30 protein-coding genes and 2 pseudogenes are annotated in these 25,828 nt (G+C 32.0%); 26 read left to right on the top strand and 6 right to left on the bottom strand.

Annotation, left to right across the window (positions count from 1 at the left end; all coding sequences use genetic code 11):
• The 4 genes and pseudogenes from HMPREF0381_RS15480 to HMPREF0381_RS12425 all read left to right on the top strand — a co-directional run.
• Nucleotides 1-492 (top strand): hypothetical protein (locus HMPREF0381_RS15480; protein WP_008752352.1); only part of this gene is annotated, 492 nt, incomplete at its 5' end.
• Nucleotides 476-946, top strand: a complete 471-nt coding sequence (locus tag HMPREF0381_RS12430) for a DUF5071 domain-containing protein (RefSeq protein WP_008752351.1) — start codon at nt 476-478, stop codon at nt 944-946. The genes HMPREF0381_RS15480 and HMPREF0381_RS12430, both read left to right, overlap by 17 nt.
• Nucleotides 947-1,151: 205 nt before the next feature.
• Nucleotides 1,152-1,322 (top strand): annotated as a pseudogene (locus HMPREF0381_RS15940) (Mu transposase domain-containing protein); the annotation flags it as partial.
• A 67-nt stretch (nt 1,323-1,389) separates the two neighbouring features.
• On the top strand, nt 1,390-1,788 hold the full coding sequence (locus HMPREF0381_RS12425; protein WP_040461446.1) for a coiled-coil domain-containing protein: 399 nt from the start codon (nt 1,390-1,392) through the stop codon (nt 1,786-1,788).
• 4 nt (nt 1,789-1,792) lie between these two features.
• Here the strand turns inward: HMPREF0381_RS12425 and HMPREF0381_RS14700 are convergent.
• Together HMPREF0381_RS14700 and HMPREF0381_RS12410 are read right to left on the bottom strand one after the other, a co-directional pair.
• A protein-coding gene (locus tag HMPREF0381_RS14700; protein WP_154647129.1) for an IS3 family transposase occupies nt 1,793-2,955 on the bottom strand; the annotation gives its coding sequence in 2 pieces (ribosomal slippage) (nt 1,793-2,532 and nt 2,532-2,955; 1,164 coding nt in all).
• Between the two features lie 87 nt (nt 2,956-3,042).
• The gene (locus HMPREF0381_RS12410; protein ID WP_008752346.1) at nt 3,043-3,807 is read right to left on the bottom strand and encodes a CPBP family intramembrane glutamic endopeptidase; all 765 of its coding nucleotides are present in this window, start codon (nt 3,805-3,807) and stop codon (nt 3,043-3,045) included.
• Between the two features lie 168 nt (nt 3,808-3,975).
• On the opposite strand from HMPREF0381_RS12410, the pseudogene HMPREF0381_RS12405 reads away from it, so the two are divergent.
• Nucleotides 3,976-4,533 (top strand): annotated as a pseudogene (locus HMPREF0381_RS12405) (putative ABC transporter permease).
• Nucleotides 4,534-4,571: 38 nt separating this feature from the next.
• Here the strand turns inward: HMPREF0381_RS12405 and HMPREF0381_RS12400 are convergent.
• Nucleotides 4,572-5,429 carry a helix-turn-helix domain-containing protein gene (locus tag HMPREF0381_RS12400; protein ID WP_008752343.1) on the bottom strand — a complete coding sequence of 286 codons (858 nt, stop codon included), beginning with the start codon at nt 5,427-5,429 and terminating at the stop codon, nt 4,572-4,574.
• A 136-nt stretch (nt 5,430-5,565) separates the two neighbouring features.
• The gene (locus HMPREF0381_RS12395; protein ID WP_008752341.1) at nt 5,566-6,348 is read right to left on the bottom strand and encodes an SDR family NAD(P)-dependent oxidoreductase; all 783 of its coding nucleotides are present in this window, start codon (nt 6,346-6,348) and stop codon (nt 5,566-5,568) included.
• 194 nt (nt 6,349-6,542) lie between these two features.
• Between HMPREF0381_RS12395 and HMPREF0381_RS12390 the strand changes: the two genes are divergently transcribed.
• The 3 genes from HMPREF0381_RS12390 to prfH all read left to right on the top strand — a co-directional run bounded on the left by HMPREF0381_RS12390 (nt 6,543) and on the right by prfH (nt 9,273).
• The gene (locus HMPREF0381_RS12390; protein WP_008752340.1) at nt 6,543-7,325 is read left to right on the top strand and encodes a YhfC family intramembrane metalloprotease; all 783 of its coding nucleotides are present in this window, start codon (nt 6,543-6,545) and stop codon (nt 7,323-7,325) included.
• 251 nt (nt 7,326-7,576) lie between these two features.
• Entirely contained in the window at nt 7,577-8,677 is a 1,101-nt protein-coding gene (locus HMPREF0381_RS12385; protein WP_207635201.1) for an RtcB family protein, read from the top strand.
• The gene (prfH, locus tag HMPREF0381_RS12380) at nt 8,674-9,273 is read left to right on the top strand and encodes a peptide chain release factor H (RefSeq protein WP_008752338.1); all 600 of its coding nucleotides are present in this window, start codon (nt 8,674-8,676) and stop codon (nt 9,271-9,273) included. Before HMPREF0381_RS12385 ends, prfH begins: the two co-directional genes overlap by 4 nt.
• A 450-nt stretch (nt 9,274-9,723) precedes the next feature.
• Here prfH and HMPREF0381_RS12375 read toward each other — a convergent pair whose 3' ends face one another.
• Together HMPREF0381_RS12375 and HMPREF0381_RS12370 are read right to left on the bottom strand one after the other, a co-directional pair.
• Nucleotides 9,724-10,089, bottom strand: a complete 366-nt coding sequence (locus tag HMPREF0381_RS12375; protein ID WP_008752337.1) for a hypothetical protein — start codon at nt 10,087-10,089, stop codon at nt 9,724-9,726.
• Between the two features lie 24 nt (nt 10,090-10,113).
• Nucleotides 10,114-10,548 carry a hypothetical protein gene (locus tag HMPREF0381_RS12370; RefSeq protein WP_008752336.1) on the bottom strand — a complete coding sequence of 145 codons (435 nt, stop codon included), beginning with the start codon at nt 10,546-10,548 and terminating at the stop codon, nt 10,114-10,116.
• Nucleotides 10,549-10,933: 385 nt separating this feature from the next.
• Between HMPREF0381_RS12370 and HMPREF0381_RS12365 the strand changes: the two genes are divergently transcribed.
• From HMPREF0381_RS12365 to HMPREF0381_RS12285, 18 genes are all read left to right on the top strand, one after another.
• Complete coding sequence (locus tag HMPREF0381_RS12365) at nt 10,934-11,287, top strand: hypothetical protein (protein WP_008752334.1); 354 nt, start codon at nt 10,934-10,936, stop codon at nt 11,285-11,287.
• Nucleotides 11,287-12,288, top strand: a complete 1,002-nt coding sequence (locus HMPREF0381_RS12360; protein ID WP_008752333.1) for a YARHG domain-containing protein — start codon at nt 11,287-11,289, stop codon at nt 12,286-12,288. The genes HMPREF0381_RS12365 and HMPREF0381_RS12360 overlap by 1 nt, the downstream gene beginning before the upstream one ends.
• Nucleotides 12,289-12,472: 184 nt before the next feature.
• Nucleotides 12,473-12,640 (top strand): hypothetical protein, encoded by a 168-nt coding sequence (locus HMPREF0381_RS12355; protein ID WP_008752332.1) that lies wholly within the window; start codon nt 12,473-12,475, stop codon nt 12,638-12,640.
• 104 nt (nt 12,641-12,744) lie between these two features.
• A complete protein-coding gene (locus HMPREF0381_RS12350; RefSeq protein ID WP_242824434.1) occupies nt 12,745-12,972 on the top strand; it encodes a hypothetical protein in 228 nt (75 codons plus the stop codon).
• Nucleotides 12,973-13,220: 248 nt separating this feature from the next.
• Entirely contained in the window at nt 13,221-14,786 is a 1,566-nt protein-coding gene (locus HMPREF0381_RS12345; protein ID WP_242824433.1) for a hypothetical protein, read from the top strand.
• Nucleotides 14,787-14,905: 119 nt separating this feature from the next.
• Entirely contained in the window at nt 14,906-16,300 is a 1,395-nt protein-coding gene (locus HMPREF0381_RS12340; protein WP_008752329.1) for a hypothetical protein, read from the top strand.
• A gap of 245 nt (nt 16,301-16,545) precedes the next feature.
• On the top strand, nt 16,546-17,982 hold the full coding sequence (locus HMPREF0381_RS12335; protein WP_008753909.1) for a hypothetical protein: 1,437 nt from the start codon (nt 16,546-16,548) through the stop codon (nt 17,980-17,982).
• Between the two features lie 100 nt (nt 17,983-18,082).
• Nucleotides 18,083-19,474, top strand: a complete 1,392-nt coding sequence (locus HMPREF0381_RS12330) for a hypothetical protein (protein WP_008752326.1) — start codon at nt 18,083-18,085, stop codon at nt 19,472-19,474.
• 55 nt (nt 19,475-19,529) lie between these two features.
• Nucleotides 19,530-19,751 carry a hypothetical protein gene (locus tag HMPREF0381_RS12325; protein WP_008752325.1) on the top strand — a complete coding sequence of 74 codons (222 nt, stop codon included), beginning with the start codon at nt 19,530-19,532 and terminating at the stop codon, nt 19,749-19,751.
• Between the two features lie 356 nt (nt 19,752-20,107).
• Complete coding sequence (locus HMPREF0381_RS12320) at nt 20,108-20,395, top strand: leucine-rich repeat protein (RefSeq protein ID WP_008752324.1); 288 nt, start codon at nt 20,108-20,110, stop codon at nt 20,393-20,395.
• A gap of 345 nt (nt 20,396-20,740) precedes the next feature.
• Nucleotides 20,741-21,202 carry a hypothetical protein gene (locus HMPREF0381_RS12315; RefSeq protein WP_242824432.1) on the top strand — a complete coding sequence of 154 codons (462 nt, stop codon included), beginning with the start codon at nt 20,741-20,743 and terminating at the stop codon, nt 21,200-21,202.
• 1 nt (nt 21,203) lies between these two features.
• The gene (locus HMPREF0381_RS12310) at nt 21,204-22,742 is read left to right on the top strand and encodes a hypothetical protein (RefSeq protein ID WP_008752322.1); all 1,539 of its coding nucleotides are present in this window, start codon (nt 21,204-21,206) and stop codon (nt 22,740-22,742) included.
• Nucleotides 22,743-22,785: 43 nt separating this feature from the next.
• Nucleotides 22,786-23,286 (top strand): hypothetical protein, encoded by a 501-nt coding sequence (locus tag HMPREF0381_RS12305; protein WP_008752321.1) that lies wholly within the window; start codon nt 22,786-22,788, stop codon nt 23,284-23,286.
• A gap of 168 nt (nt 23,287-23,454) precedes the next feature.
• Complete coding sequence (locus HMPREF0381_RS15080) at nt 23,455-23,613, top strand: hypothetical protein (RefSeq protein WP_008752320.1); 159 nt, start codon at nt 23,455-23,457, stop codon at nt 23,611-23,613.
• The gene (locus tag HMPREF0381_RS12300; RefSeq protein WP_008752319.1) at nt 23,598-24,050 is read left to right on the top strand and encodes a hypothetical protein; all 453 of its coding nucleotides are present in this window, start codon (nt 23,598-23,600) and stop codon (nt 24,048-24,050) included. The genes HMPREF0381_RS15080 and HMPREF0381_RS12300 overlap by 16 nt, the downstream gene beginning before the upstream one ends.
• A gap of 237 nt (nt 24,051-24,287) precedes the next feature.
• On the top strand, nt 24,288-24,692 hold the full coding sequence (locus HMPREF0381_RS12295; RefSeq protein WP_008752317.1) for a hypothetical protein: 405 nt from the start codon (nt 24,288-24,290) through the stop codon (nt 24,690-24,692).
• Nucleotides 24,693-24,725: 33 nt separating this feature from the next.
• Entirely contained in the window at nt 24,726-25,496 is a 771-nt protein-coding gene (locus HMPREF0381_RS12290; RefSeq protein ID WP_008752316.1) for a hypothetical protein, read from the top strand.
• Nucleotides 25,497-25,580: 84 nt separating this feature from the next.
• Nucleotides 25,581-25,790, top strand: coding sequence for a hypothetical protein (locus HMPREF0381_RS12285; RefSeq protein WP_242824431.1), 210 nt, complete (start codon nt 25,581-25,583; stop codon nt 25,788-25,790).
• Nucleotides 25,791-25,828: the final 38 nt, after the last annotated feature.

The raw sequence follows: 25,828 nt of genomic DNA, 5'->3' as shown, positions 1-25,828 counted from the left end.
GGACCAATGGATTTAGTTGCATTAGGTATAATAGGTATAACATTAGTTGTAGCTGGAGGAGTAGCTGTTGGTACATATATAAATAGTAAGGCAAAGGAGAAAGAAAAGGCTAGGATAATTGCATTAGAACAAGTAACAACAAAAAGACCTAAGCAGACAGTTATATACAGAGGTGGAAGTGGAAATGCTACTAATCTAACACCTAGACCTAGAGATATAGATGATGGATTATCTTATGAGTTATCAGTTACACCTGATATTGCAGATAAGTACACTATGACAACTATGGAAGCAGTCAACGCAACAGGGGTACTAGAGGCAGTTATAGATAGACCAAATCATGTTTCTGTAAGACCTGTAAATCCTTTGGAGATGATGGAATGGATTAATAGCAGGCCAACAGCAAAAGAGAATCCATACTACTTAACAAAAATATTAGCATCAATATCTATAAGAGATAATGGAGGACCATGTAATGTCAGCAGTGATTGATAATTTAATTAGTAAAGAAGAGTATAATATTTATGTAAATGAGTATATAAGAGATGAGAAATTATGTGAATTAGCCTCTTTATTAGAAAAGGAGGATGATAATTTAGAAACTTATTTTAACACAAGGAGATATAAATCTAAATTTTTATGGGTTAATATTTTATATATTATAGAAAGAATGAGCTATGTTAAAAGAATAGAATACATACCATTTTTAATAGAGTTTTTGCAAGATGTAAACTGGCCAGTATTTAGATATACTATTTCATCACTTATGTCCTATAAGAAAACTGATTTAGTACCATTTGTAGAGCAAGCACTATGGACTGCATATAGAGATGATGATGAAATGTGGATAGCAGGAATAGCTAGACTTATGGAAAAAGATAATATAAAACAACAGGATTTTAAAAATCCAGAAACTTATGATTTATTAAAGTATAGAGATTTTTAGAGTTTTTAGTATTATAAAATAATACATAGGATTAATTTGAAGAACAAAAAGGAGTATATCCTAATAGAAAATATAGTTATGATAAAAGAGGGGTAAGCGCCCAATAACATGATGCCTTATATTTCATTAAACTAAATGAGATAATAAATCAAATAAAAAAGTGCTCCAATAAAGAGCACCATAGTTTATTTGTTTATTGCTTACATTACTTGCGCCATTACCTGCTACCCGCTTTGAATTGAGTGACTGGAAGACAGCCACCGTCCAGTTCAATTATCACATATCTGTGGATGGAATGCTATACTCAGTTCCGTATGAATACATCAAAAAGAAAGTTGATGGTTACAGTTCAGCTACTCAATTACAAAGTGGCTATACATTAAAATTTGCATAGTTACAAGTTTTAGGATATAATTTCAGTATAAAATAAGGAGATGTTTACTATGGGCGGCAATTATGAGAAAAATATGTATAATCAACTTTGTGAACTTATGGAAAAAGTTAATTCTCTTGAGTCGGCTCATAAAGAAGATCGAAAAGAAATACACAGACTAAACTGCCGGGTTGATTCGCTAACAAAAGAAAATCAGCAGTTGAGAGCCACAGTTAAAGCACAAAAACAAGAACTGGAACAGCTACATTTAACATGTGAAACACTTCAAAAAGAAAATAAGATCCTACGTAAGGATAATGAACGAATGAAGAGAATTCTTGGTAATGACAGTAGTAACTCTTCAAATCCTCCTTCATCTGACGGACCGGATAAGTTAAAAGCACCTAACACATATAATTCACGAACTAAGAGTGTAGTGGTCAAGCATTTTTGTAACACTTGCGACTAATTTCTTATACAGCATACCGTGCCTCAAAAGGAGTGCGATATCCGTTGTAGGCATGGGGTCGTACATGATTATACTTTACATATGCAAAATCCTGGACGACATCATATAGCTCCTGTTCCTCATGGTAATGGTGCAGGTATATTTCTTCATTTTTTAGAGTGTTAAAATACCTTTCCATTGGAGCGTTGTCATATGGATAGCCTGCCTTACTCATGCTCTGTGTGATTCTTTTCTTCTCACAGAATTCAGTAAAGGCCTTTGATGTATATTGGCTTCCCTGATCACTATGCAAAATAATATCTTTGCTAATAGACTTCTGACTCTCCAAAGCTTTTTGCAGAGTCCGGATGGCAAGATCGCTTGTTATATGACGATCTGTTATACTTGCAACTACACTTCGCTCGTAGAGATCTATAATAGTGCAATTATATCTTACATCACCTCCGCTAAGGAACAGGTATGTAAAGTCAGTAGCCCACTTTTGATTGATTCCGGAAGCTGTAAAGTTTTGGTTTATAAGATTATCAAACTTTTTATGTGCCTCTCCACTCTCGTAAGTTGGCTTTTTACGCCTGACTATAGAGACGAGTCCTAATTCCTTGTTCATATATTTATGAACGGTAATTCGACCTACTACAATACCTTTACGCTCAAGATAAACTTTCATGTTGTGGTATCCCACAACGCCATCATTTTTGTGGTATATCTCAGATATAGTTTCTAATGTCTTGTGTTTTTTGCAAGATAAGAAGACTTCCTGTGCCTTAGGTAGTTGTAATAAGCATTTGGATATATATCAAGGCGTCTGAGAAGCTGGCGGACTCCCGGTTCGTCCTTGTTTTTATCAATGAATCGATACGCCTCTAATTGATTTCTTTTGCAAAGAATGCCGACACTTTTTAGGAATAAATTTTCCTTATGTGCCTCTTCAAGCTCTGCTCGAAGCCTGCGATTTTCTTTCATAATCTCCAGTTCATTTAGGGCAATTGGATTAGTTAAGGCTTGTTCCCGGCATTCATTGCTAAACTTTCTAAACCATATGGTAATGCTTGCTTTGGCAACACAATACTCAACAGAAAGGCTTTGTAGTGTACGTCCTTCTTCCAAATGAAGACGTACGAGTTTTTTCTTAAACTCCGGTTCGTAATGTTGATGTGACATAATAATTTCTCCTATTTCATAATTATATTTATTGGTCACTCCTGTTACAACTATATTTTATCACAACACGTTTCCCGACATCCCCCTCTTTGTTTATTGATAATTCCAGTTTATAAGCAGATATATAAGTGATGAACCGAACATATCAGTCATTGCATGCATCAAAAAGAATGGTAAAAGATTCTTTATTACTTTCTTGTACATAAAATAGTAGAAGAGTCCATATACAACACCTATTACTAATGACCAAAGAAGACCTTGATAAGTGTGGAATGATACTCTGACTAAAGTTGAAAAAGCCAGAGCGTACCATTTATGCTCATCCTTTACAGAGGTCAAAAGACCCAGAAAGAAAAATTCTTCATAAAATCCGTTTAAAAAAGCATATCCTATTGCAAACGGTGAAAGTGCCAGAAATTTATTTAATGCTTCTATAGGATTTATGTATTTAAACAATGAAGGATCAAAATAGTTGTATTCTCCACTCACTGTAGTAACAAGGTCACCAAAGAGTCCCATAATTGAAAAAAGAACAGGTACCCAAATAATCACAGACCAATGTAATCTTATTTTCAACTGTTTAAAATCAAAGTTTCTGATAAGTAAATATAGCAATGCAATAATTAAAAGAATCGACTGCAATGTAAAATTGCCGGTATAGGCCGCACCGTCTGAGGTAATATCCATAGATTCCGCTGAATCCTGTATGGCTTGTGGGTCAGACTGAAGTAAGCCGATAAAAAGTTGGGTTGAAGTTACTATAAAAATACCGAACATAATACAGGTAACAATAAGGATATCAAACCATCTTAAATATTTAAGCTTTTCTTTCGGTCTGATTTTTTCCAAAAAATTCATTTTTATATCTCTCTTTCTTCTATATGATATATTACTAAAGCAAGAATATTTGCTTGAACATTTGGTGCCAAAAATAATATATACTATATATGTGAAAAATCAATGTATAAAATAAATGAAATTTTGAAATTTTAGGATACAATATAAAAAAGAGGAGGATGATAATACATGAAATTAAAAAGACTTAGAGATATCTTTCTTATGTTTATGGCATGTGCATTTCTTGGATGGATTTATGAAGTACCGGTAGGACTTTTGGAAACACATGTCGGATATGTAAATCGTGGTTTTTTATTCAGTCCATATTTGTCGATTTATGGTTTTGGATGAATTATATTAATAGCACTTTTGACGTCGATAAGAAATAAAAAAATACATTTAGGAAGATTAAATATATCTTTTGTATTGGTATTACTTTCAACTATGCTTATCACTACAATACTTGAACTTGTCGGTAGCTATTTTATGGAGCTGATAATGGGCGACTGGCTGTGGGACTACAGTAATTATTTCTGTAATTTTGAAGGAAGGATTGCTCTGTGGAGCAGTGTGAAATTTGGACTTGGAGGACTGATAATAATATACCTGATAGAACCTGCAATAAGATTTTGTATTGAAAAATCAAATCAAAAAGCTCTAAATATATTTACCGTATTACTTGGTATTATATTTACTGTGGACTTGGGGCTTAGACCGTTTTTGGGTAGTAACTTTATAGGAAAATAGATTTAAAGGTCTGAAACCGTGGGAGTCAGACCTTTTTATTATATATTATTATCAAGTTTATACTGTTGAACTGTTTTTCCTGTCCATATCTTAAAGGCACGAAGAAACGAATTGACTTCATTGTATGAAAGAAGAAATGAAATTTCCTCAACTGAAAGATTGGTGCTTTTTATATAATTAAGTGCCAGACTTTCTCTGACACTGTTCAGTTGTTTTTGAAAACCTGTATTTTCATCCTGTAATTTTCTTTGTAAGCTACGTTTTGACATATTAAGTTTTTCTGCAACAGCTTCAATAGTAGGTTCTCCGGCAGATAAAAGTTCTGACAATGCACTGCGAACTTTGTTAGATATGGATTCATCTATATTAAGATCTGCTAAACGTTTGTTAAGTTCAGGCTCCAAATATTTAAACATGGTATTATTTGAGCTGATAAAAGGTTTTTCCAAATCTGCTTTATTAAAAACTACTTTATTTGCATTACCGGAATGTATATCACATTTTGCATAATTTGAAAAAAGCGATGTACTTGGGGCTTCATGCATGAAAATGATTTTTGGTGAGATATCTTCCATAGTACATTTTCTAATTAAAGATATCAAAAATAATAACTCGGACTCAATAAAAAACAGAGGGAGAGTATCTTTCTCATTGCTTAATATCGTAAGTGAAATTTCAGTGTTGTTTTCAGTGATTTCCCATGTAATAGGTGCAATTAATTTTTTATAAGAGGCCAATCTGTTAAGACACTGCAATCCGTTTTTACTGCAGCTCGCTGCAAATATAGGTGGAGAGAATCTGATATTATTATCACTTGTAGCAAGTTCGATTAATTTTTCTTCTGTTATTATTTCACCGATTGCAGTACAAAATTTGTAGTATTGATCTTCAGTCATGGTCACAGTATGACTATTGAAAATGTCTTCAGGCAGTCCTGCTTTTTTAGTATCATAGATAGTGAAAAACCGTGTGCCTGTAATATTTCTTTATACGCTATATCAACAATAAAATGTTTCATATAATTTCTGCCTGTTATTTTTGTTTTTGTTGGTCATAAATGAAGTCTAATATTGGTGCTTTCGGCATTAGAGGCATAAGAGGATATGCAACTGATTGAATTCCCAGAAGACCGCTTATTACATTGAGCTTTCCCTTCAACATTCCGTTATAACCTGCCAGTGCAACTGCCAAAGGCTCTACAGCATGAGCGAACAGATCTGTTTTTGCAAGCCCGCCTGCCTGAATAAACCCTGTTTGCATTGCTCCCGGCATTAAGGCTGTAACAGTAACACCTGTTCCTTTAAGCTCTCTCCATATAGCATTGCTTACACTTGTTAGATATGCTTTTGTAGCATAGTAGACTGCCTGTAACGGACCCGGCATATTTGCAGCTGTAGAACTTACATTTAAAACTTTTCCTGAACCTCTTTTTACCATATCAGGAAGGAAGAGTTTCATAAGTCTTGTCGGAGTTTCCATATTTACTCTCATTATCTGTATATCCTGCTCCATACTTCTTTCTCTGGTAAAATCGCCCTGTCCTCCAAAACCGGCATTATTTATCAATATATCAACTTGCCAATTGTTTTTCTTACACTCATTATAAATTTCCTCAGGCGCATTTTCTTTGGACAAGTCCGCTTCAATACATTCTATTTGTATAGGGTATTTTTCCTTGAGTTCTTTCTTTTGCTGTATGAGTTTATCCATACTCCTTCCAACCAATATAAGGTCTCCTCCATTTTTTGCATGTATATCTGCAAGGCAAGAACCTAAACCGCCATATGAACCTGTAAGTAAAGCTGTGTGTTTCATTTTATAAATCTCCTTATATTTTCTGTTTCAGATGTGTATACTATACTTTAAAAGAAATTTAAGCACAACATTAATTTACGCCAATAAAAAATCAAATAACGCCAATTCAAAATAAAAATGCGACTTAAAAAGATATATAATATTTCAAATTTTTGATGTAGAATATTATATATAAATAAGTTAGGAGAGAATATATGGATAGAGTTCCTTTTTTAAGTATGGTATTTATGGTTATATCCTGTATAGTAGGATTTGCAATTCCGGTTATACTTTTTATCTATTTCAGGAAAAAAAAGCGTGCGGATATTGCTCCGTTTTTTATAGGTGTAATAGTATTTATTTTCTTTGTAACGGTTCTTGAAAGTTCTGTTCACAGAATCGTTTTCGGGTTACCGTTCGGTGAGATTATAAAAAATAATGTAATACTTTACGCATTGTATGGTGGACTGATGGCTGCGATATTTGAAGAAACGGGAAGACTGATTGCATTCGGGTTTATTCTAAGAAAGAATAAAGATAAAAATATAAATGCATGTATGTATGGTGCAGGTCATGGCGGAATTGAGGCCACATCTGTTTTGGGATTGACTATGATAGGCAGTTTAGCTCTTTCAGTTTCAATTAACAGCGGAATTATATCAACTATTCTAGACAATATAGGAGGGAATGATCTTACCCGGCTTCAAGACACTGTAAGCACCTCGACCATGTCACCTTCATATATATTTTTACCGGGTATAGTTGAGAGAATATTTGCAGTGATTTTACAGATATCACTGTCGGTTCTTGTATGGTCAAGTGTTAGAGGGAAAAGATATTTGTTTGCTTTAGCACTTCTGATTCATTTTGTGGCAGATACTTTGATAGTTATATTAAACGGATTTCATATACCTTTAATTTTTGTAGAGCTTATCTTTGGCGTGGTTTCAATAACAGTTATGTTATTTTCACGAAAGATATATGTAGAAGAAAGTTAAGATGCGTTTTTTAAAATGTTATGATATAATTTTAGAGTTACAATAAATAATAGAGATCGAAAGGAGAATAACTATGAGGAATACAATGAATAATACAATAAGTGGAACTATAAACTACAGAGGCATAGTTGTTCGCTGTCTATTATTCTAAACTTTTTATTAGAGAATGAACGATAAAGCCTTTGAAACAGAAGAAAACAGAGGTTTTTATTTTGATACAATTAAACGGAAAATACGCACAGGCGTATATTATGTGTGATGAAACTATGGAAAAATCCATGGTAGAAGAAGTGGCAAAGTCTCAGGTGAGAATGATTTGTGATAATGAAGTATCACAGGGCGCAAAGATTAGGGTAATGCCCGATGTTCATCCGGGAAAGGTAGGACCTATAGGCCTTACAATGACTGTGGGAAAAAAGATTTTACCTTCTTTAGTGGGAATAGATATCGGTTGCGGTATGCTTGCGGTAAAACTCGGAAAAATAAGAAATGATTTTTTGAAGCTTGATACCGTAATCAGAGATAATGTTCCGGTCGGATTTGGGCTAAGAAAAGATGTACATGCATATGCCGACAGAATTGATTTAAGTAATCTTAAATGTTTTTCACATATAAGATCTGAAAAAGCATTGCTTAGTCTTGGTACTTTAGGTGGTGGAAATCATTTTATTGAGCTGGATACAGCAAAGAACGGTGAAGTTTTTCTTATAGTGCATACAGGTAGCAGACATCTTGGAAAAGAAGTGGCTGAGTACTATATGAAAGCGGGACAGGATGAATTGAAAGACAACGGTATAAATGATATTCCTTTTGAAATGACCTACCTTAGCGGTAATTTGATGGAAGATTACTTACATGATTTAAAAATCGTGGAAGAGTATGCGATATTAAACAGAAAAATAATTGCTGCTGAGATTATAAAAAAGATGAAGTGGAAGGCAATAGAAGAAATTTCATGTTCTCACAATTATGTGGATTTTTCAGGAAATCAGCCTATATTAAGAAAGGGTGCCATTTCAGCGAAGTTGGATGAAAAGGTAATAATTCCTATAAATATGAAGGAAGGTGTTTTACTTGGCAGGGGACTTGGAAACGAAGAATGGAATAATTCGGCACCGCATGGGAGCGGAAGAGTACTTTCAAGAGGAGAAGTAAATTCTTCACATACGGTTTCCGAGTTCAAAAAAGAGATGAAGGGTATCTATACCAGTTGCATAAGTAAGGATACTTTGGACGAAGCACCTTTTGCATATAGAGGAATTGACTATATAAAAGAAGTTATAAAAGATACCGTAGAGGTGGAAAATGTTCTTACTCCTATATATAATTATAAGGGAGGGGACAGAAAATGATTCTACAAATAAGTGCCGGTATGGGTCCGGTGGAATGTCAAAGAGCTGTATTCGGTATATGTAAAGCTTTAATGAAGGAAATTCCGTCTTTAGAGATTTTAAGTTATGTGGACGGAGAGGAAAAAGAAACTTTTTATTCAGTGATGCTTTCATCCGATGAGGATTTGTCATATATTGAAGGTACCATGCTTTGGATTTGTAAAAGTCGCTATAGGCCTGAGCATAAAAGAAAGAACTGGTTTGTGGATGTTAGTATTATTCCTGAAACGGTTAATGTAGATGATAATTTCTCTGAAGCGGATATAATAGTAGAGAAATTTCATGCAAGCGGACCGGGTGGACAAAATGTAAACAAGGTGGAAACCGGAGTACGAGTTATACATATTCCTACAGGAATAAGGATAAGTTCAACAAGAGAACGAAGTCAGCTTATGAATAAAAAGGATGCTCTTAGAAAACTTGCAATTGTTTTGAAAAATAAGAATACTTCACAAATTGAACAAAGTAAGAACAATGCATGGAGCAAGCATACCGAGATAGTAAGAGGAAATCCGATAAGAGTATATGAGGGTGAAAAATTTAGGCTAAAAAAATAAACTTGAGGTGACATTATGGGTGATGGAGAAAATTACAATGTAGAAGAAGATATCAGTATAAGTAAAGAGCCTGTATATCTTAAAAATAAAAGGCTGAAGTGTAAATGTTAGTTCAACTTAAAAAGTGAAAATATTTAAGTTGCATTTAGTCTTACAGAATCAAAGAAATATAACATTTATACTACTAAAAAGGTGCAATAACTGTTACAATATAAATGTTATAGGGGGCTATTTGGACGTATAGGTGTCATTTTTTTGCATGACAAATAAGTGGATTTTAATCGAATTTTTTTGAGTGTAGGACTAACTTCCACTTGTAAAACACCTATTTGAGACGCTCTGACAGCTACCTATAATAAGAGTTATCTATTTTTTAGAAGATAGGGTTTTAAAATAATCCTATCTTTTTCGATTTCCTTGATGCCATACGAAATAAGTTTTTCATACAGATCATGATACATAAAAAGATGCTACCTCTAATGGACTCTTACCACCAAATTTTTCAACGGGTGCTGAGTTTAGATGACTTAGTACAATGTTAAGTGCATCTTGATCATTTAATCCAAGAGAAACTAAATCAGTCTGCTTTGGAAGTATATACCGTAGCTGTATGTGGTTGTTTTCTATAGATCCTTTTTGCCCGGATTGCATTGGGTCACAATAAAATACTCGGGTACGTGTGATACTATCTAAACCTGTTTCCATATCCTTTGCCGCATAAAATTCAGAACCTCTATCAGTTAGTGAGATATTTACATATTTTCTAAATACATCATTGCCGAGAATGTTTTCTAAAGTATCGACTCCATTCTTCATAGAAGTGGAAGTCTTTTCAGTTTGTTAGAGTGCAAACAGGATGCCTGACGGAATAAACTTAAAAGTTTGGATAAATGGCCCTGTGGTTTCGTTATTATATACTGTATCCATCTGCGTTATAAGAGCATTAGGATTGTCGTCAATATATTGTTTATAGTCATTGTATTTACGTCCAATTAGATGTTTGTTGTCAGCTCTCTTCTTAAAACCCTTAGACTTCTTTTTTGAAATTTTATTAGAGACTTGCCTTCTAAGGTCAAGAACAGTAATACCGGCTATTTCATGAAATACATCACCTTCTATGTAGTTGTATAAAGTCTTTTCAGAAATACCAAGTTCAGGGTGCGAAGCAAGTATTTGATATGGAGATAAACCTTGTCTAAGAAGTGGTGCTATCACATCAGCAATGTTCTTAGCTTGTTTAACCGTAAGATTTACTCCTTGTCTGGAGTCTACCAATGTATAACGATAATCATTCCATGCGTCTTCCGGAGAATATTTATATTTGTTAAAACGACAATGACGCCAGTTTGTGCAGCCGTTACAGGCACCGGGGACTTGGAGGTTTTTTTATTATAATAAAAAATGTTGAGATTTGTAATACCCAACCCCAACATTAATTATACAACCAAAAAAATCAGGTATTATGTAGTGAGTATACATGTAAGTATGTAGAAAAAATAAATGAAAAATGTTATAGGATTTGATATAATTAAGATAAAATTATGGACGTGTAAAAAATATTTGAGTAATAAGGAGTTTAGTGAATAATTGAGAAGGTAACAAGAGGAGGTAGAAGAAGGCAAGTTAAAGGCTGAAGCAAAACTTTTGGAGGAATTTTGAGATGAACATGGTTTTTAAAATACAAATACATAGGAATATCAGCATTTTCCATAGGTATTATCCGGTTTCTTCAAATTATGAACCTAAAAGAGGAGACCTATTCTTTCATTTGAAGAAGATAATTGTTGATGGTAAAGAAAAATGGGTAGGACATACAGGTATATTATCGCCTATGATAAAGGAACAGATATTATATTCTATAGAAGGAAATACAGATGATAGCGTTCTGATTAGGAAAACTAACAGATTGAATAATGGCGGTAGTTCATATTTTGACGGTTTTGGAAGCAATGGAGGTTCGTCTTTTGGCGATATTCCAGAGGGAGCTCTTAGTAGAGGAGGTAGGACTGACTGATGAAATACTTTATTTTTATATTTTGTGTAGCTGTAGCAATTGTAATGTGCTCTTGTGTACAAAGCAATAATGTTGAAGATATAAGACTTGATTATAGAATGAGTAAAGAATTTGGATTAAAAGAGGCACAGGATATAGTTAAGGAAATGGTAACTTTTATGGATAAGGAGATAGAACTTGGTAAATCAGGTATTGCTCGTAGAGACTCAGATGGCTTTGACGAATATTACTTCAGTAGACGAGAGGATGAAAAGAGACTTGAAGAATATCATAGAAATTACCTAACTGACGAAACATATACATATCTTACACAAATGTATGAAATCAGCAGATATAGTCGTGGAATGGCACAGCAGGTGGAAAGAGACGAAAAGACAATATACGGTTTAAGATATTCCATTGACACGCAAAGGGATTTCAGATTGAAGTCAGCCGGCAATAATGAACTTCATATAGAGGTTCCTTTCATATATCACGTCATTATATCAGATACTCTTCCTAAGGAGGATTATGGAGATATAGTATTTACTAAGGATGATGTTGGTCACTGGAGAATAAGTAAAATATCTCATTGGTATAATGATATTGTGTTTTATGGGCTTGGAAAAAGGATGTATCTTTTAGACAATTATTGTAAAACAAAGTCAGATTATGAGCAGTTCGTAGAGAGATTCGGAGTTTCATCAAGTGGTGATAGAATACCGATGGATATCTTACAAATTTCATATAATGAGATTTTACCAAATAGTGACAAGCTAAAGTTTGGAGAATTTATAAATGGAGAGTTTCCGGAATTATTTACAAAATTGACAGCTTATCTGGCAATGGAGGAAATATATGCCAGACATGGAAAACCTTATGAAAAGGGAACATTTGAGTATGAATATTTTAACAAGGCGACAGCATGGTATAAAGAAAATTCTGATTTTTCAGAAAACATGTTAAATGATATAGAGATATATAATATCAGTAAATTGAGTGATTATATAGACGGTTTGTAATTACTATATATTGGATAGTGATATCTGCTACGGTGGCAGGATAAATATTAGCATAAAGTGTATAATATAAAATTTTATTGAGGAATTTACATGTAGTCGAGAATATCAAAAAAATGCATTAAGTAGCAGACATTTATAAGTCAAACTGCTACTTAATGCAAGAGAAAATAATACATGGAGGTGTATGGTGAGAGCGGAACTTTTAGAAACAGTCGGTTTTGAATTTATTGATATACAGGAATTTTATTCAGAACTTCTGCCCAATAAACATGGTAGGGCAATTATCGGAGGCACTATAAGTCGTGCCGACAAAGAAGAATATTTATTATCCGGAGGAAAGCTGACACAATAATTACTAAAACTGATGAAGACAAGAGTATAGTGCTGTTTTGCGGATTTGTTACTTCCTGTAATATAAAAAGTAACGGAGATGTTCACTATATGACTCCCGGCTTGATGACACAAAGTATACTTATGGATGGGAAAAAGCATATAAGAACATTTCAAAATAAAGGTACTTATTACAGAAATATTATTGATATTATAATAGAAAATTATAATAACAGTGCATTTATAATGACTTCAGGTGATGATAAGAAAACGCCGGGTTTTAGGTGTCATTATAAAGAAACTGATTGGGAGTATATAAAAAGGTTGGCATTTTCTGCTAATATGGAAATGTAGAAGAGAAGATTTTGGTAGAAAAAGATGGTATTGGGTTATTAGATTTGTTTAAAGACAAATCTTTGAGGTAGATAATATATGGATTCAGAAGTCAAAAGAAAATTAATAAATAAAAGAATGTTTATAGGCTGTTATAGTGCATCGTAATAAACTTATTATTTATTGAGTTTGTTGCATTGATTGTCAGTAACTGTGTATACAATTTGCTTAAAGGGCAAATGCTCCGGATGGAATCAAGAAATAAATTTATGACGGTTCCGACAGAAATTCGGGAACTCGAAAAAATTGAAATGGTTCGACGAAATGATAAGAACTATAAACTTGACCATGTAGTTACCAAAACTCAGAAGACTATTTTAAGTTCCTTTGGCTTAGATGAATATAGTATCAACAAAAAGATGGAAGATTATATGGAAATAAAAAGGATAAAAGGGCTATTCATTGTACTTAGTGTAATGGCTTTAATTATAATTTTAATATGCTTTATACTACCCCGATTTGATTTTATGTATGTATCCGCAGATAAGCATTGGCAAAAAGAAAAGATAGCGGATAATGATACCGGTGAAAGTGGAAAAGGATTTAAAAAAGTTGTTCAAGGGGAAGACGGTACATATTTTGTTTATAAAAACAAATTGATGTATATGGGAAATGAAGATATGCAGGTAAGAGAAATATGCAGTTTATCGAGAGAAATTCCGGGTGTTTTTGTAAGAGACAATGATATTTTTCTGCATAATTATAATGATTACAGTACATATAAAATAAATTCAAGTGGGATGTTAGAAAAATTTATCAGTAACCAAGGTGATATATACTTTGAAGGAGATTATATATATGCATTAAATGGAGTTGTTTTTGAAAAATATGACTTTAAAGGGAGAAGGATTTTTAAAAATGACTTCATATATTACAATAGTTTTGTAATGAATTATACTATATTTGATGATTATATTTTTTATGAATATGATCATAAAGCTAATATCACTGTCCCCAACTATTATCTATTTGATGAAAATAAAATAAAGTATACCAAGTATGAGCTAAACTTTTCAAAATACTATTTAGAACCAGAAGAATGGGATTCTTATTTAGAAGGAGAAGTTATACCATATGATTCATATGCAAAAGAGATTGATAAAAAAGTACGAAAAGGCGAAATAAATGAAAATATAGTTGAGAAAGATCTGGATGATTATGAACTTCAAAGTATAGAATTATCAGGACGTAATTTTTCGGAAATTTCAGATGGATACATTTATTTTCTCGGTCGGCAGAAAATAACTTATAGAGATAAAAATTATAAAAGTAAGTTGGAGCAGGATATGTATGAGAATATAAAAAATGAGGATATAGACAAAATAAAATATGAGATAGAAGAATATCCTATATGTAGAGTTAAGGTTGAAGATATAAAGAAAATATCGGACAGAGATTTTATTAACTGTGAAACTATAGATGTACCCTCAGTAAGTAAAGGTTATATTGATGATATTATTGTTAGGGATGGGAAAGTATACTTTACAAGTATTGAAGATTATATAAAAGACGATAAAGAATATAATAGTTTACATATATATTTCATTGATACCGAAACAAATTTATCAAAAGAATTTTATACAATGAAGGGATTGTTTGCAGATAAACAGAGAATAGAAACATTTGTAACAGATAAATATATATTTATTTATGGATGCATTGACAATTCTGATAATTTGTGTATTAGCAGAGTTAATCAAGATGGAAGTAATCCGATTTTAGTAATTGATGGGAATGGTGATGTGGTTATGAAACCGTTAGAAGCAGTAGAATAAAGAGATACTAAAGCAAATTAGTATATTTATATGCATTGCACTTATTATGTAAAATGACAATATAATATTTAATAAACTTTTGTAAGTATCAGCATAATAATAGAACGGGAGAAATATTTATGAAAAAAAGACTATATATTTCGCTGATAGTGGTTGCCATAGTAATTTTTTTATTTGCTTTGTCATATTATACATCAGTTGGACTTAGTGATATGTATATACCGGCAGATAAGCACTGGCAGAAAAAGAAAATAGCGAAATGGAGTGGCAAAACAGGTGGGAGAGAACTGAGCCCGGTAGGGCAGGTAGAACATGGTATATATTTTGTATATAAAGGCAGACTTATGTATATGGAAAATTCCGATGGAAATGTAAATGAAATCTGCAAAATACCAAGTGAAATTGTAGGTATCTTAGCAAAAGATAATACTGTTTTTTGGCGTGAATGTGATGATATTTCGTCTATCTATAAGGCAGATTCATATGGGAATATAGTGAAACTTGTAGATGATACAGGAAAACTTTATATGGAAGGAGAGAGTATATATACATTAAATGTAAAACATGGATTAAGGAAATACGATTTTAATGGAAAAAGACTTGCTAATCGTAAAGATGCAATTAGATTTGCTACAAAAAATACAATATTTGATGATTATGTTTTCTATAAAGGAGAAGATAATCAGATGCTACTTGGTGTTCCACAGTATTATAAGTATGATGCAACTAAGATAAAGTACTTTCTACATGAAGTAAAGTTTTCAAGGTACTATTTAGAACCGGAGGAATGGGACTCATATCATAGAGAAGATGTTATAGATTATGATGATTTTGCAAAAGAAGTGGATAAAGAAGTAAGAACCGGAGGAATATACAATCAGGTAAATGGGAAAGATTTGGATAATTATGAGTTACAGAGTATAGAATTATCTGTTTGGAATTTTTCAGATGAGGTAGACGGATATATTTATATTTATGGAAATCAGAAAATCACTTATCTGGACAAGGAATACAAAAGAAAGTCGGAAGAAATGACTTTGGAAGAACAATACAGTGATGATAACAGAGAGAAGTTTACCTGCAAAATCAGTGTAAAAGCAGTATTTAGAATCAGTGTAGATGATATAAAAAACAGTTCTAATGAAACTTATGTAAACTATGAAAGAGTAGGTAAAAGCCCGAATATACCGGGAGATTGGAGCAGATTTATTGTTAACAAAAACAATGTATATGTAATAAATGAGGATGAATATACAGATAAAGAAGCATATAGAAATTTATATATTTATTCTATAGATGTTGATACCGGATTGAATAAGGAAGTTTATAAAAAGAAGAGGTTTTTCCTTGGGAATGAATCGCCTGAAATATTTGCTACAGATGAATATATATTTATTTACGAATACGGTGATTATGGAGAAAAACAGTGTATTACAAGGATTAACCGTGACGGCAGCAACCCTATATTGGTAATGGATGAAAACGGTGAAGTTGTTATGGAACCTGTTCAATAATTATATGGAAATTTTTATTGATTATTTGAAAAATATTTTTTGTCACAATTTATATTAACAACAGAATAGGAAAGGAAGATTATGAGATTTTTTGCACATATAAGCATATTTTCATGTATAAATATAACAATGATCATGAAAAGCCCCATATTACAAGGATTGCCCGAGATGTTAAAATCCTGCCTTTTTAGTAGATGAGAATAGAAAACAGTGAAAAAGAATGGGAAAGAGGAGAACATATACGAATGAAGAAAAAAACAAGGCTACTGATAGCAGTATTTTTTACCGTAGTTTCCATAATTATTTTTATGATGATATTGATATTTTTTGTATTGCCTAAATTCGACTTTATGTATGTATCCGCAGATAAGCATTGGCAGAAGGAAAAGATTGGGGACGGGGATGAAAAGACAGGTGGAACTGAAATAGAAAAAGTAAAGCAGGGGACAAACGGCATATACTTTGTGTATAAAGACAAACTAATGTATATAGATGAAGCGGATGAGCAGGTTAGAGAAATATGCAAACTGCAAAGTGAAATTTCGGGTATTTTAGTAAAGGACGATACTGTTTTTTTGCGTAAACAGGATGAGTATGATTATGGCTTTTATAAAGTGGATTCAAATAAAAAGATAGTAAGACTTTTTGATGCTTCAGGAAAAACAAGTATTGAAGGGGAAAATATATATACATTAAACAGTAAATACGGTTTAAGAAAATATGATTTTAATGGAAATAGAATTTCTAGTAATAAAGCAAAATTTGATGTTGCTTCAATTAATACTGTGTTTGATAACTATATCTTCTACATAGGCTATGATGGAGATGATGATGTAGAAGTCAGCATACCTAAGTATTATCTTTTTGATGCCAACAAAATAAATTATAAAACGAGGAAATTAAAACTTTCAAGATATTATATGCAACCTGAAGCCGGAAATACGTATTGGAAAGAGGATGTTATACCCTATGATTCTGTTGCTAAAGAAGTGGATAAAACAGTAAGAGAAGGGAAAATATTTGATGATATAACTGATAAAAAATTGAATGATTATGAACTGCAAAGTGTAGAGCTGCTTCCTTGGTCTTTTTCAGAAGTACAAGACGGATATATTTATCTTTATGGAGAACAGAGAGTTACTTATAGAGATAAGAAATATAAAGAAAAACTGTCAACTATGGAAGAAAGGCTGTTAAATTCTGAAAAGATAAAAAGAGTAACATATACAACTATAGCAAGAATGTTATGTAGAATTAATGTAGATGATATAAAGAATACTTCTGAGGATGATTACATTAATTATGAATTAGTGTGTTATGATCTGAATAAAAACTGGGGAGGGTTTATTATTAACAATAAGAATGCATATGTATTAAAAGAAGACGAATATTTTGACAGTAGCAAAGAGGACAGAAATATATATGTATACTCTATGGAGGTTGACACAGGTTTATATAAGGAGATTTATAGAAAAAAAAGATTTTTTATCGGAAATTATTCCAGTGAAATGTTTGTGACAGATAAATATATATTCATTTATGAAGGTAGTGAATATGGCGTAAAGGAATGTATTACAAGGATTAACAGAGACGGTAACAACCCTGTGTTAGTAATGGATGAAAATGGAGAAATAGTAATGAAACAGTTAGAATTTAAAAATGAAGAAAAGGGTGGAGAATAGCAGATAGGTGAGATAAATATGTACTGTACAAAATAGTAGTAAGTTAAATGGTAACCTGCTGTTTGAAGTAATTTATAATATTTATAGGGGATATATATTGATGAAAAGGATAATAAGTATTTTATTGATAGTAGTTGCTGTATTAATATTCGCATACTATTTGGCAGTGGTTAGAACACCGCAACTTGATGCCATGTATTTACCGGAAGATAAGTACGGGCAAAAGGAAAAGATTGGGGATCAGGATGAAAATACAGGCGTAAGAGGTCTTAGACGAGTGAACCAAGGAGAAAACGGTATATATTTTGTTTACAAAGACAGACTTATGGTTATGGGAGATGCAGATGAGTCTGTAAAAGAGGTATGCAAAATGTCCGGTGATATTATTGGCATTTTAGAAAAAGATAATACTGTTTTTTTACGCAAGTATGATGATGTAGAAGGTATTTATAAGGTAGATGCAGAGGGAGAAGCTCAGAGACTTATTAACGATCCGGGGACAGTATATATGGAAGGAAAAAACATATATACATCAAGTAAAAAAAATGGGTTAAGAAAGTATGATTTTAATGGGAAAAAAATTTCTGAAAATAATAAAGATGACTATTATGATACGAATATTACAATATTTGACAATTATATTCTTTTTAAACTCGTTGAAAGTAATGATATATGGCTTAATTCTCCTCAATATTATAAGTATGATGCAAATAAGATAAAGTATGTACCCGATAAAATAAATTTCTCAAAATATTATTTAGAGCCGGAAGCATGGGACAGATATTCAAGTGAAAAAGTTATATCATATGATTTATTAAGCAAAGAGGTAGATAGGGCGGTAAGAGAGGGTGAAATAAATGCAGGTACTACTGAGAAAAATTTGGACGACTATGAATTACAGAGTATAGAAGTATTTCCATGGTATTTTTCTGAAGTTACAGACGGATATATTTATATTTACGGAAATCAGAAAATCACTTATCTGGATAAGGAATACAAAAGAAAGTCGGAAGAAATGACTTTGGAAGAACAAGATGATAACAGAGAGAAGTTTACCTGCAAAATAAGTGTAAAAGCAGTATTTAGAATCAGTGTAGATGATATAAAAAACAGCTCTAATGAAACTTATGTAAATTATGAAAGAGTAGGTAAAAGCCCGGATATACAGGGAGATTGGAGCAGATTTGTTGTTAACAAAAACAATGTATATGTAATAAATGAGGATGAATATACAGATAAAGAAGCATATAGAAATCTATATATTTATTCTATAGATGTTGATACCGGATTGAATAAGGAAGTTTATAAAAAGAAGAGGTTTTTCTTTGGGAATGACTCATCTGAAATATTTGCTACAGATGAATATATATTTATTTACGAATACAGTGATTATGGTGAAAAACAGTGTATTACAAGGATTAACCGTGACGGAAGCAACCCTATATTGGTAATGGATGAAAACGGTGAAATTGTTATGAAACCTGTTCAATAATTATATGGAATTTTATTTTTTAACCTGATATTTTAATTTGTTTAAAGGAGAGTGTATGGCATACTCACCGGATGATATATTTATAGAAAGTATTTTTGAAGTAAAAGATATTTATAATGTCAGTTTTAAAATCGAACCCAATACACATCCGGTACTTGCGGTTGAGTGTTCGGTTAAGGAAAATCAAAATATTGAAAGTATTGTGAGAAACCTATATGAAAAGAATTTAACACTGTTTACATATATTGGTGAGCAAAGGAAAGGCTTAATGTACTAAAAATCACTGTTTTATATTTGATTTCCAAGGCTCATAAGTTACAACTATTCCAACTGTGGTGATAATTTCCTGAAGTTTGAAATTGTTTAGTAAAACTCTTTCTTATAGAGGCAACTGCTACATATCAGGTGTTATGTAGAGAGTATACATGCAAGTATGTAGAAAAAATAAATGAAAAATGTTATAGGATTTGATATAATTAAGATAACATTATGGACGTATAAAAATATTTGAGTAATAAGGAGTTTAGTGAATAATTGACGGATTTGAGGGTAACAAGATGAAGTAGAAGAGGGCAAGTTAAAGGCTGAAACAAAACTTTTGTAGGAATTTTGAGATGAACATGGTTTTTAAGTTTGACTGAAATAGAAATACCGAACTCAACAGTCAATGTAAAGAGTTGGACATTTAGTGGTTGTGAGAAACCGGAAAGGGTAGAATTACCTAAGAGTTTCAAGCAGATTGATAGTAAGGCATTTAGCGACTGTATTGAATTAAAAAGCATAGTAATTCCAAGTCAAGTAAAACAGATAGAATGGGCAGCTTTTTCCGGGGCAGATGAGATTAAGCAGGAACTTTTTTTAGGAAATGATATCGTTATAGAAGTATCTGAAGAAAAAAGGCAACCGGGGATTTTAAGATGAGATAAAGGTACTTGGGGATGAGAAGATAAAGAAAAAGCATACTCTTATATACTTTGATGAGAAGGAGAACAAGGATTACCAATTAGAATAACACAAGAAATCAGGACAGTTGAAGAACAAGATAGACTGTATACACAAAGGCGGACAACTAAAGGGGAAATTGTAGACAAACCACATTTTCAGTTACCGGACTGGGGAAGTACAACTGAACAATTGATAAAGATATATGGAACTCCAGATAAATTTGAGGAAACCCGGAATCAATAAGGGATAGAGATTGGTATGAAAAATAATATTAAATTTATAAGCTTATTTTTTGCATTATGCATATTAATAACAGGATGTATGGACTCAGTATTTACCCAAAAAATAAATACTGATAATATAAAAAGTACTGTAAATGAATTTTATAAAAAATTTTCAACTGATTATTTAAACGAAGAGATAACAGTTGTTAATAAAGATATAATAGGCCGGGATGGAGAAGTAGTAAAGTATATAGATACAAATAATAAAGTGTCAAGATGTACTGTAATAATTTACGGAGAAGATGAAAAATCGACTTCAGACTATTATTTTATAGAAGGTTATATATATGTAACAATATTAAAAGAATACTATACATATCCTATATATTATTCATATAACAGACCGGTAGATATAATGTACAGAACATTTGATGAGGCAGTTATCTATGACGGAAAGATTTATAAGCTTGTAAATGGAGAGTTTATTAAAAAAAATATAGATGATGTAAAAATGCCTTATACATCATTACATGAGATAAATAAAGCGATAGGTGAGTAATATGAGAAAATTTTTTATAGTAACAGCACTAATATTATGTACAAGTGTTCTGTTTTCCTGTGGTTTGGCAAATAAGGAAAAGTCTGTAGAGCAGAATTTGGCATTCGTAAATAACCAATATGAAGATAGTGATAATAAGGCGGATGGATTATCAGAATCAGATATTGAAGAACTTAAGTGGTTGATACAGACTTTGCATGTATCTCATTGGGGAGCTTCCAATATTTTAGGAAAGGGAAGTGTACTGGACACTAAGGAAAAGCAGGCAGAGTTTCTTTATACTTTAAACGAAATAGAATATGAACATATCTTTAAAGATAGTTTGGGAGGATATGTTATTTTTGAAAATGATAAAAAACTTATAGACCGTAAGAATGCAGAGATTATACTGAAAATGGCGGGAGCTTCCAGAACTAAGGATGTATGGCAGTATCTCTCTCAAAATTACAGCTATGATATGAAATCTGAAGAGATATTTACAATGCCAATGTATAGAAGAGAAGGAAGTGATTACTTTATAGAATTTAGAGACTGGAAATTTATAGGGGGAGAAGATGGAAAACTTACAGTAAGATATAAAATATATAAACCCATTTTTCGTAGGGATATAGAGTATGTGGAGGTTAGGCTTCATAAGGATGAGAAAAGTGTATTTGGTGGGTATAGTGCAGATTACATGATGGCTACTCCTATAGAGCTTGAAGAAACAGCTTATGAAAAAGAGGAGTTTTTTCAAGGAAATACTTGGGGTGAGTACAGAAAGCCTCTTACTATGGGAGATTCTATAGACAATTATATTTTCAGACTGGATGGTTCTTTATATCAAATGCCTTTTCCGTTAGATGAACTCACATCAAAAGGATGGAAATATACTGAAAATTTGAAAAAGGATGAAGAAAGGGATGAAATCACCCTTAAGAAGGGAGGCAAGGAAATATATTGTATTGTATGGTATTGCCAAATAAGAGATGATCCCAAATGGTATGTTGTAAGCTTAAAGACAGGTTTTGGAGAAGAGATTTCTGATGTTGATTTTGAACTTTTTGGAAATCGTAAGAGAGGAGACTATGCTTATGGATATGGAGTTCATGGAATATATGGTTTTGTTGATCCTTTATATTTAGGAGCCGGAATCAGTGTAGATGTCGGTAGTGATAAAATGATACAGGGATTTACTATTACATATGCACCCAAATATTCGGACAGGATAGAACGATTAAATGAAATTGCCACAGATGTAAAGGGTGAAGTAAACCTTACGGGAAAGGGAAATACTGAACTTGAGCGGGATGTTTTATATAAACTGAATATGTATGATGAGCCTTTGGATGTACAGGTCAAGAGCTTGTATAAAATCGGCTGGGCTAAAGAGATGGATATCATATGGGTAAAGAAAGGGACGAAGGAAGATATTATAGGGTATATAGAATACGGCAAGAATTTTACTTTATGTATAGATGATAACAATAATATTAAAATTAAAGTGGTTCATATGGAAGACAGTTCGAATGATGAACCTGAAGTTTTGAACATACAATAAGGTGAAAAATTAAGAAATTTTTGGTAAAAGGAATATCATATAAATGGAAGGAAATTTATTAAAAAAAGGGTTAATAAGAGCGCTTAAAAGTTTTATTGGACTATTTTTATTAGTAATTGTAATTATAATAATTTATCTTATTCCTGCTTGGATACCTGTTAAATATGCAAAAATGGAAGCAGATTTTTACAAGTATGAGAATGCTATATTAATTAAAAGAACATTTTATGCAACAGGTGCAAGTTGGAAAATTGTAGGAGATAGCAATAGTTTTTATGATAAAGAAAACATCCATGATATTTGGCTTGAGAAAGATGATAATCCAATAAGAGAAATGCCGCTTTCAGAATATGATAATACTTATTTGTGTATTGTAAAAAAAATAGAAGGAGGTAAATACTGGGAGGAGGGCGGTGAATATTTTGAAGCATATAAATTAATAGATTGGTACCCTATATATCCTATAAAACGAGAAACAATTATTTTACCGGAGTGTATGTACCCGTCAGGTTTTCTTAATAAATATGATTTTGAACTTAATTAAACTTACTATTACCCGGATATTTTTGTTGCAAATGGAGAGGTAATTATAGGATATAATTATTTTCATGTATCGGAAGTAGAAACGGGTGGATTTGTAATAGAATGAAAGATTTCAAAAATAGATGAATCAAGGGTAGAGTATGACTTACATTATATATGGAACGATAGAATGAATCATAACTTTATGTATAGTTCTGATAAATGGAAAGCTAAAGTTGCAAATACTATAACAGTAAATAATGCAAAACCATTTTTAGTGAGAATTTCATGGGATGATAAAACAGTTATTGATAAACAGGGAGGTAGCTGCGGATGGCTGTCAGATTAAAATATTATATTATGATAGTAATATTTATTTTATGTGTAATTTTATTGGGATTACTTAGTAAAAAAAATAAAGAAGCTATTATTATAGATAAGGAGCATAGTTATTTCCATGATTTTAAAATATATAATGGTAAAGTATATATGTATTGCACTATAACATTAGAAAATATAACAGATAATGATTTATCATTTAGTATATTTGCGAAATCATATGAAGATAAAGTAAATGGTTTGATAACGAATGAAAGAATGAAAGGCTATGAATGGGAGATAGATGAAAAAACTAGAGATATGAAAGTAACCGATAAAAAAATATTTTTTATTAATAGAAAACAGGAGATTAGTGAATTAAAAATAGTATTTATGGGTGAACATGGAAGTGGATATATGAAAGATAACAGAAATTTGCCGGATATTTATATAGTTATAAATAAATAGATATAATGGGCATAATGAATATACAGCTATGACTGGCTTGGAAACACAATTCGTCTTCTTGAGCAGTGAGGAGAAAGTCAAACTTTGCACAGGTAAGAGAGTACGTGGCAGGTTTGGTGGGGATAACCGGATAAAGCGAGAGATTTATTATCCCACTTCATTGAATCAGTATGGGTATTACATTGGTAACTCGTTGGGACCGGCGGATTATGATGGAAAGCAGCCGGCGTGGGTAATATGAAAGCAAAAACAGTACTGTTTGATAAAGATAAGTATTGTATTTATGATTATGGGGGATTGGCATTTAATATTAGCTATGGGATTCCGGTAGTTGATACGACTATATCACTTGAATTTATGCATAATATTTATAAACCTTTAGATTTTAAGGGGAAATTTGATGTACTATATACATATAATATATTAAAAGGTGGAAAAATCACAGCAACCGGAGTTAGTGCAAGAACCGGAGAAAAGGTTACATCTGTTTCGAAGCGAGCTATTTCAAAGTTTCAGATGAGTTTTGGATATATTAAAACTTATTATGAGTCAGATACTCAAGATTGGATTAATGATAGTTATTTCCATGATGTAGGAGATATTCCACAAAAAAGTAATCCTTACTGTACACAGATATATTAAGTAAGGTTATAATACTTTTTATAGGTGTTTTATATGAAAGAAGATATAAATTTTTTAATAGAGAGAAATAGTATATTAAATACAAATTTTTTTTGTGATATTATTGTTGTTATTGCATTGATAATAGTGGCATGTATTTGTGTGGTTAGAAGACAAAAATTGAAAGAAAGAGAATATACAAAGAAAATCAGGTTGACAATGTCCTTTTTATTTTCTACAGGTATGTCTGCTATTATATGTCTATCAATTATTATGCCGATGATAAAGCACTTAAAACGGACAGTTGATTTAAAAAAAGATTTGAAAGAAATGTCAGTAATAAAATCTATAGGTATTGTAGATAAAATGTATTCATATGAAAAAGGTGTTAATGCGGTTGTAATAGGAAATACACATTACTACGTTGCACCAAATATTGGGGATATGAAAGAAAATATGGAGTTTGAATATGAATATTTAAAAAACTCACATTATATAATTTCTTTTGAGGTACTAAGTGACGAACCTATCGGAAAAGATGCCTTTGTTAAAGACAGTACATTATGTAAGTTTGGCTATAGTGGAATACAGCATGTTAGATATGATACAGTAGATGATCTGGCGTACAGATACGTTATGAATTATTTAAAAAATACAAGTGATGAACGAGATTACTTAGATAAAGAAAGTTGGGAAATCTACTCATATTATATTAGTGAAAAGGGGTGGTATAGAAGTAACATATACTCATTACATAGTAATAAAAGGGCATATATCATAATAGATAAGAATGGAAAACCACTTTATTTTTGGACATCAATATGAAGGTGAAGTAGAGCATTTAAGAATATTTGAATTGACGTGGGTTTTCATTATATTTTCGTACTTTCCTATAAACTTTTAGGAAGAGTGACCGAAAAGAAAGACAGAGAAGGTTATAATACCGCCTATTCCTACACAGAAGCTGGAGATATCAAAAGTATTATATATAATGACAGGAAAAGTGTAGAGTACACCTACAACAGCTTAAGACAGTTAAGTCAGGTAAAGGATGCACTCAGTACTATAAATATGTCTGATGAGGAACTGAGGGGGAAATTTGAAATAATGCTACCTTAACCTACCGTCTAAAGCCGGTGGAATTGCGGTAGCAAAAA

Origin of the sequence: Lachnoanaerobaculum saburreum DSM 3986, assembly GCF_000185385.1 — a bacterium.
In the GTDB taxonomy this organism is placed as follows: domain Bacteria; phylum Bacillota; class Clostridia; order Lachnospirales; family Lachnospiraceae; genus Lachnoanaerobaculum; species Lachnoanaerobaculum saburreum.
Note: the sequence above shows the minus strand (reverse complement) of the source record. Positions and strands in the feature narration are given on the sequence as shown.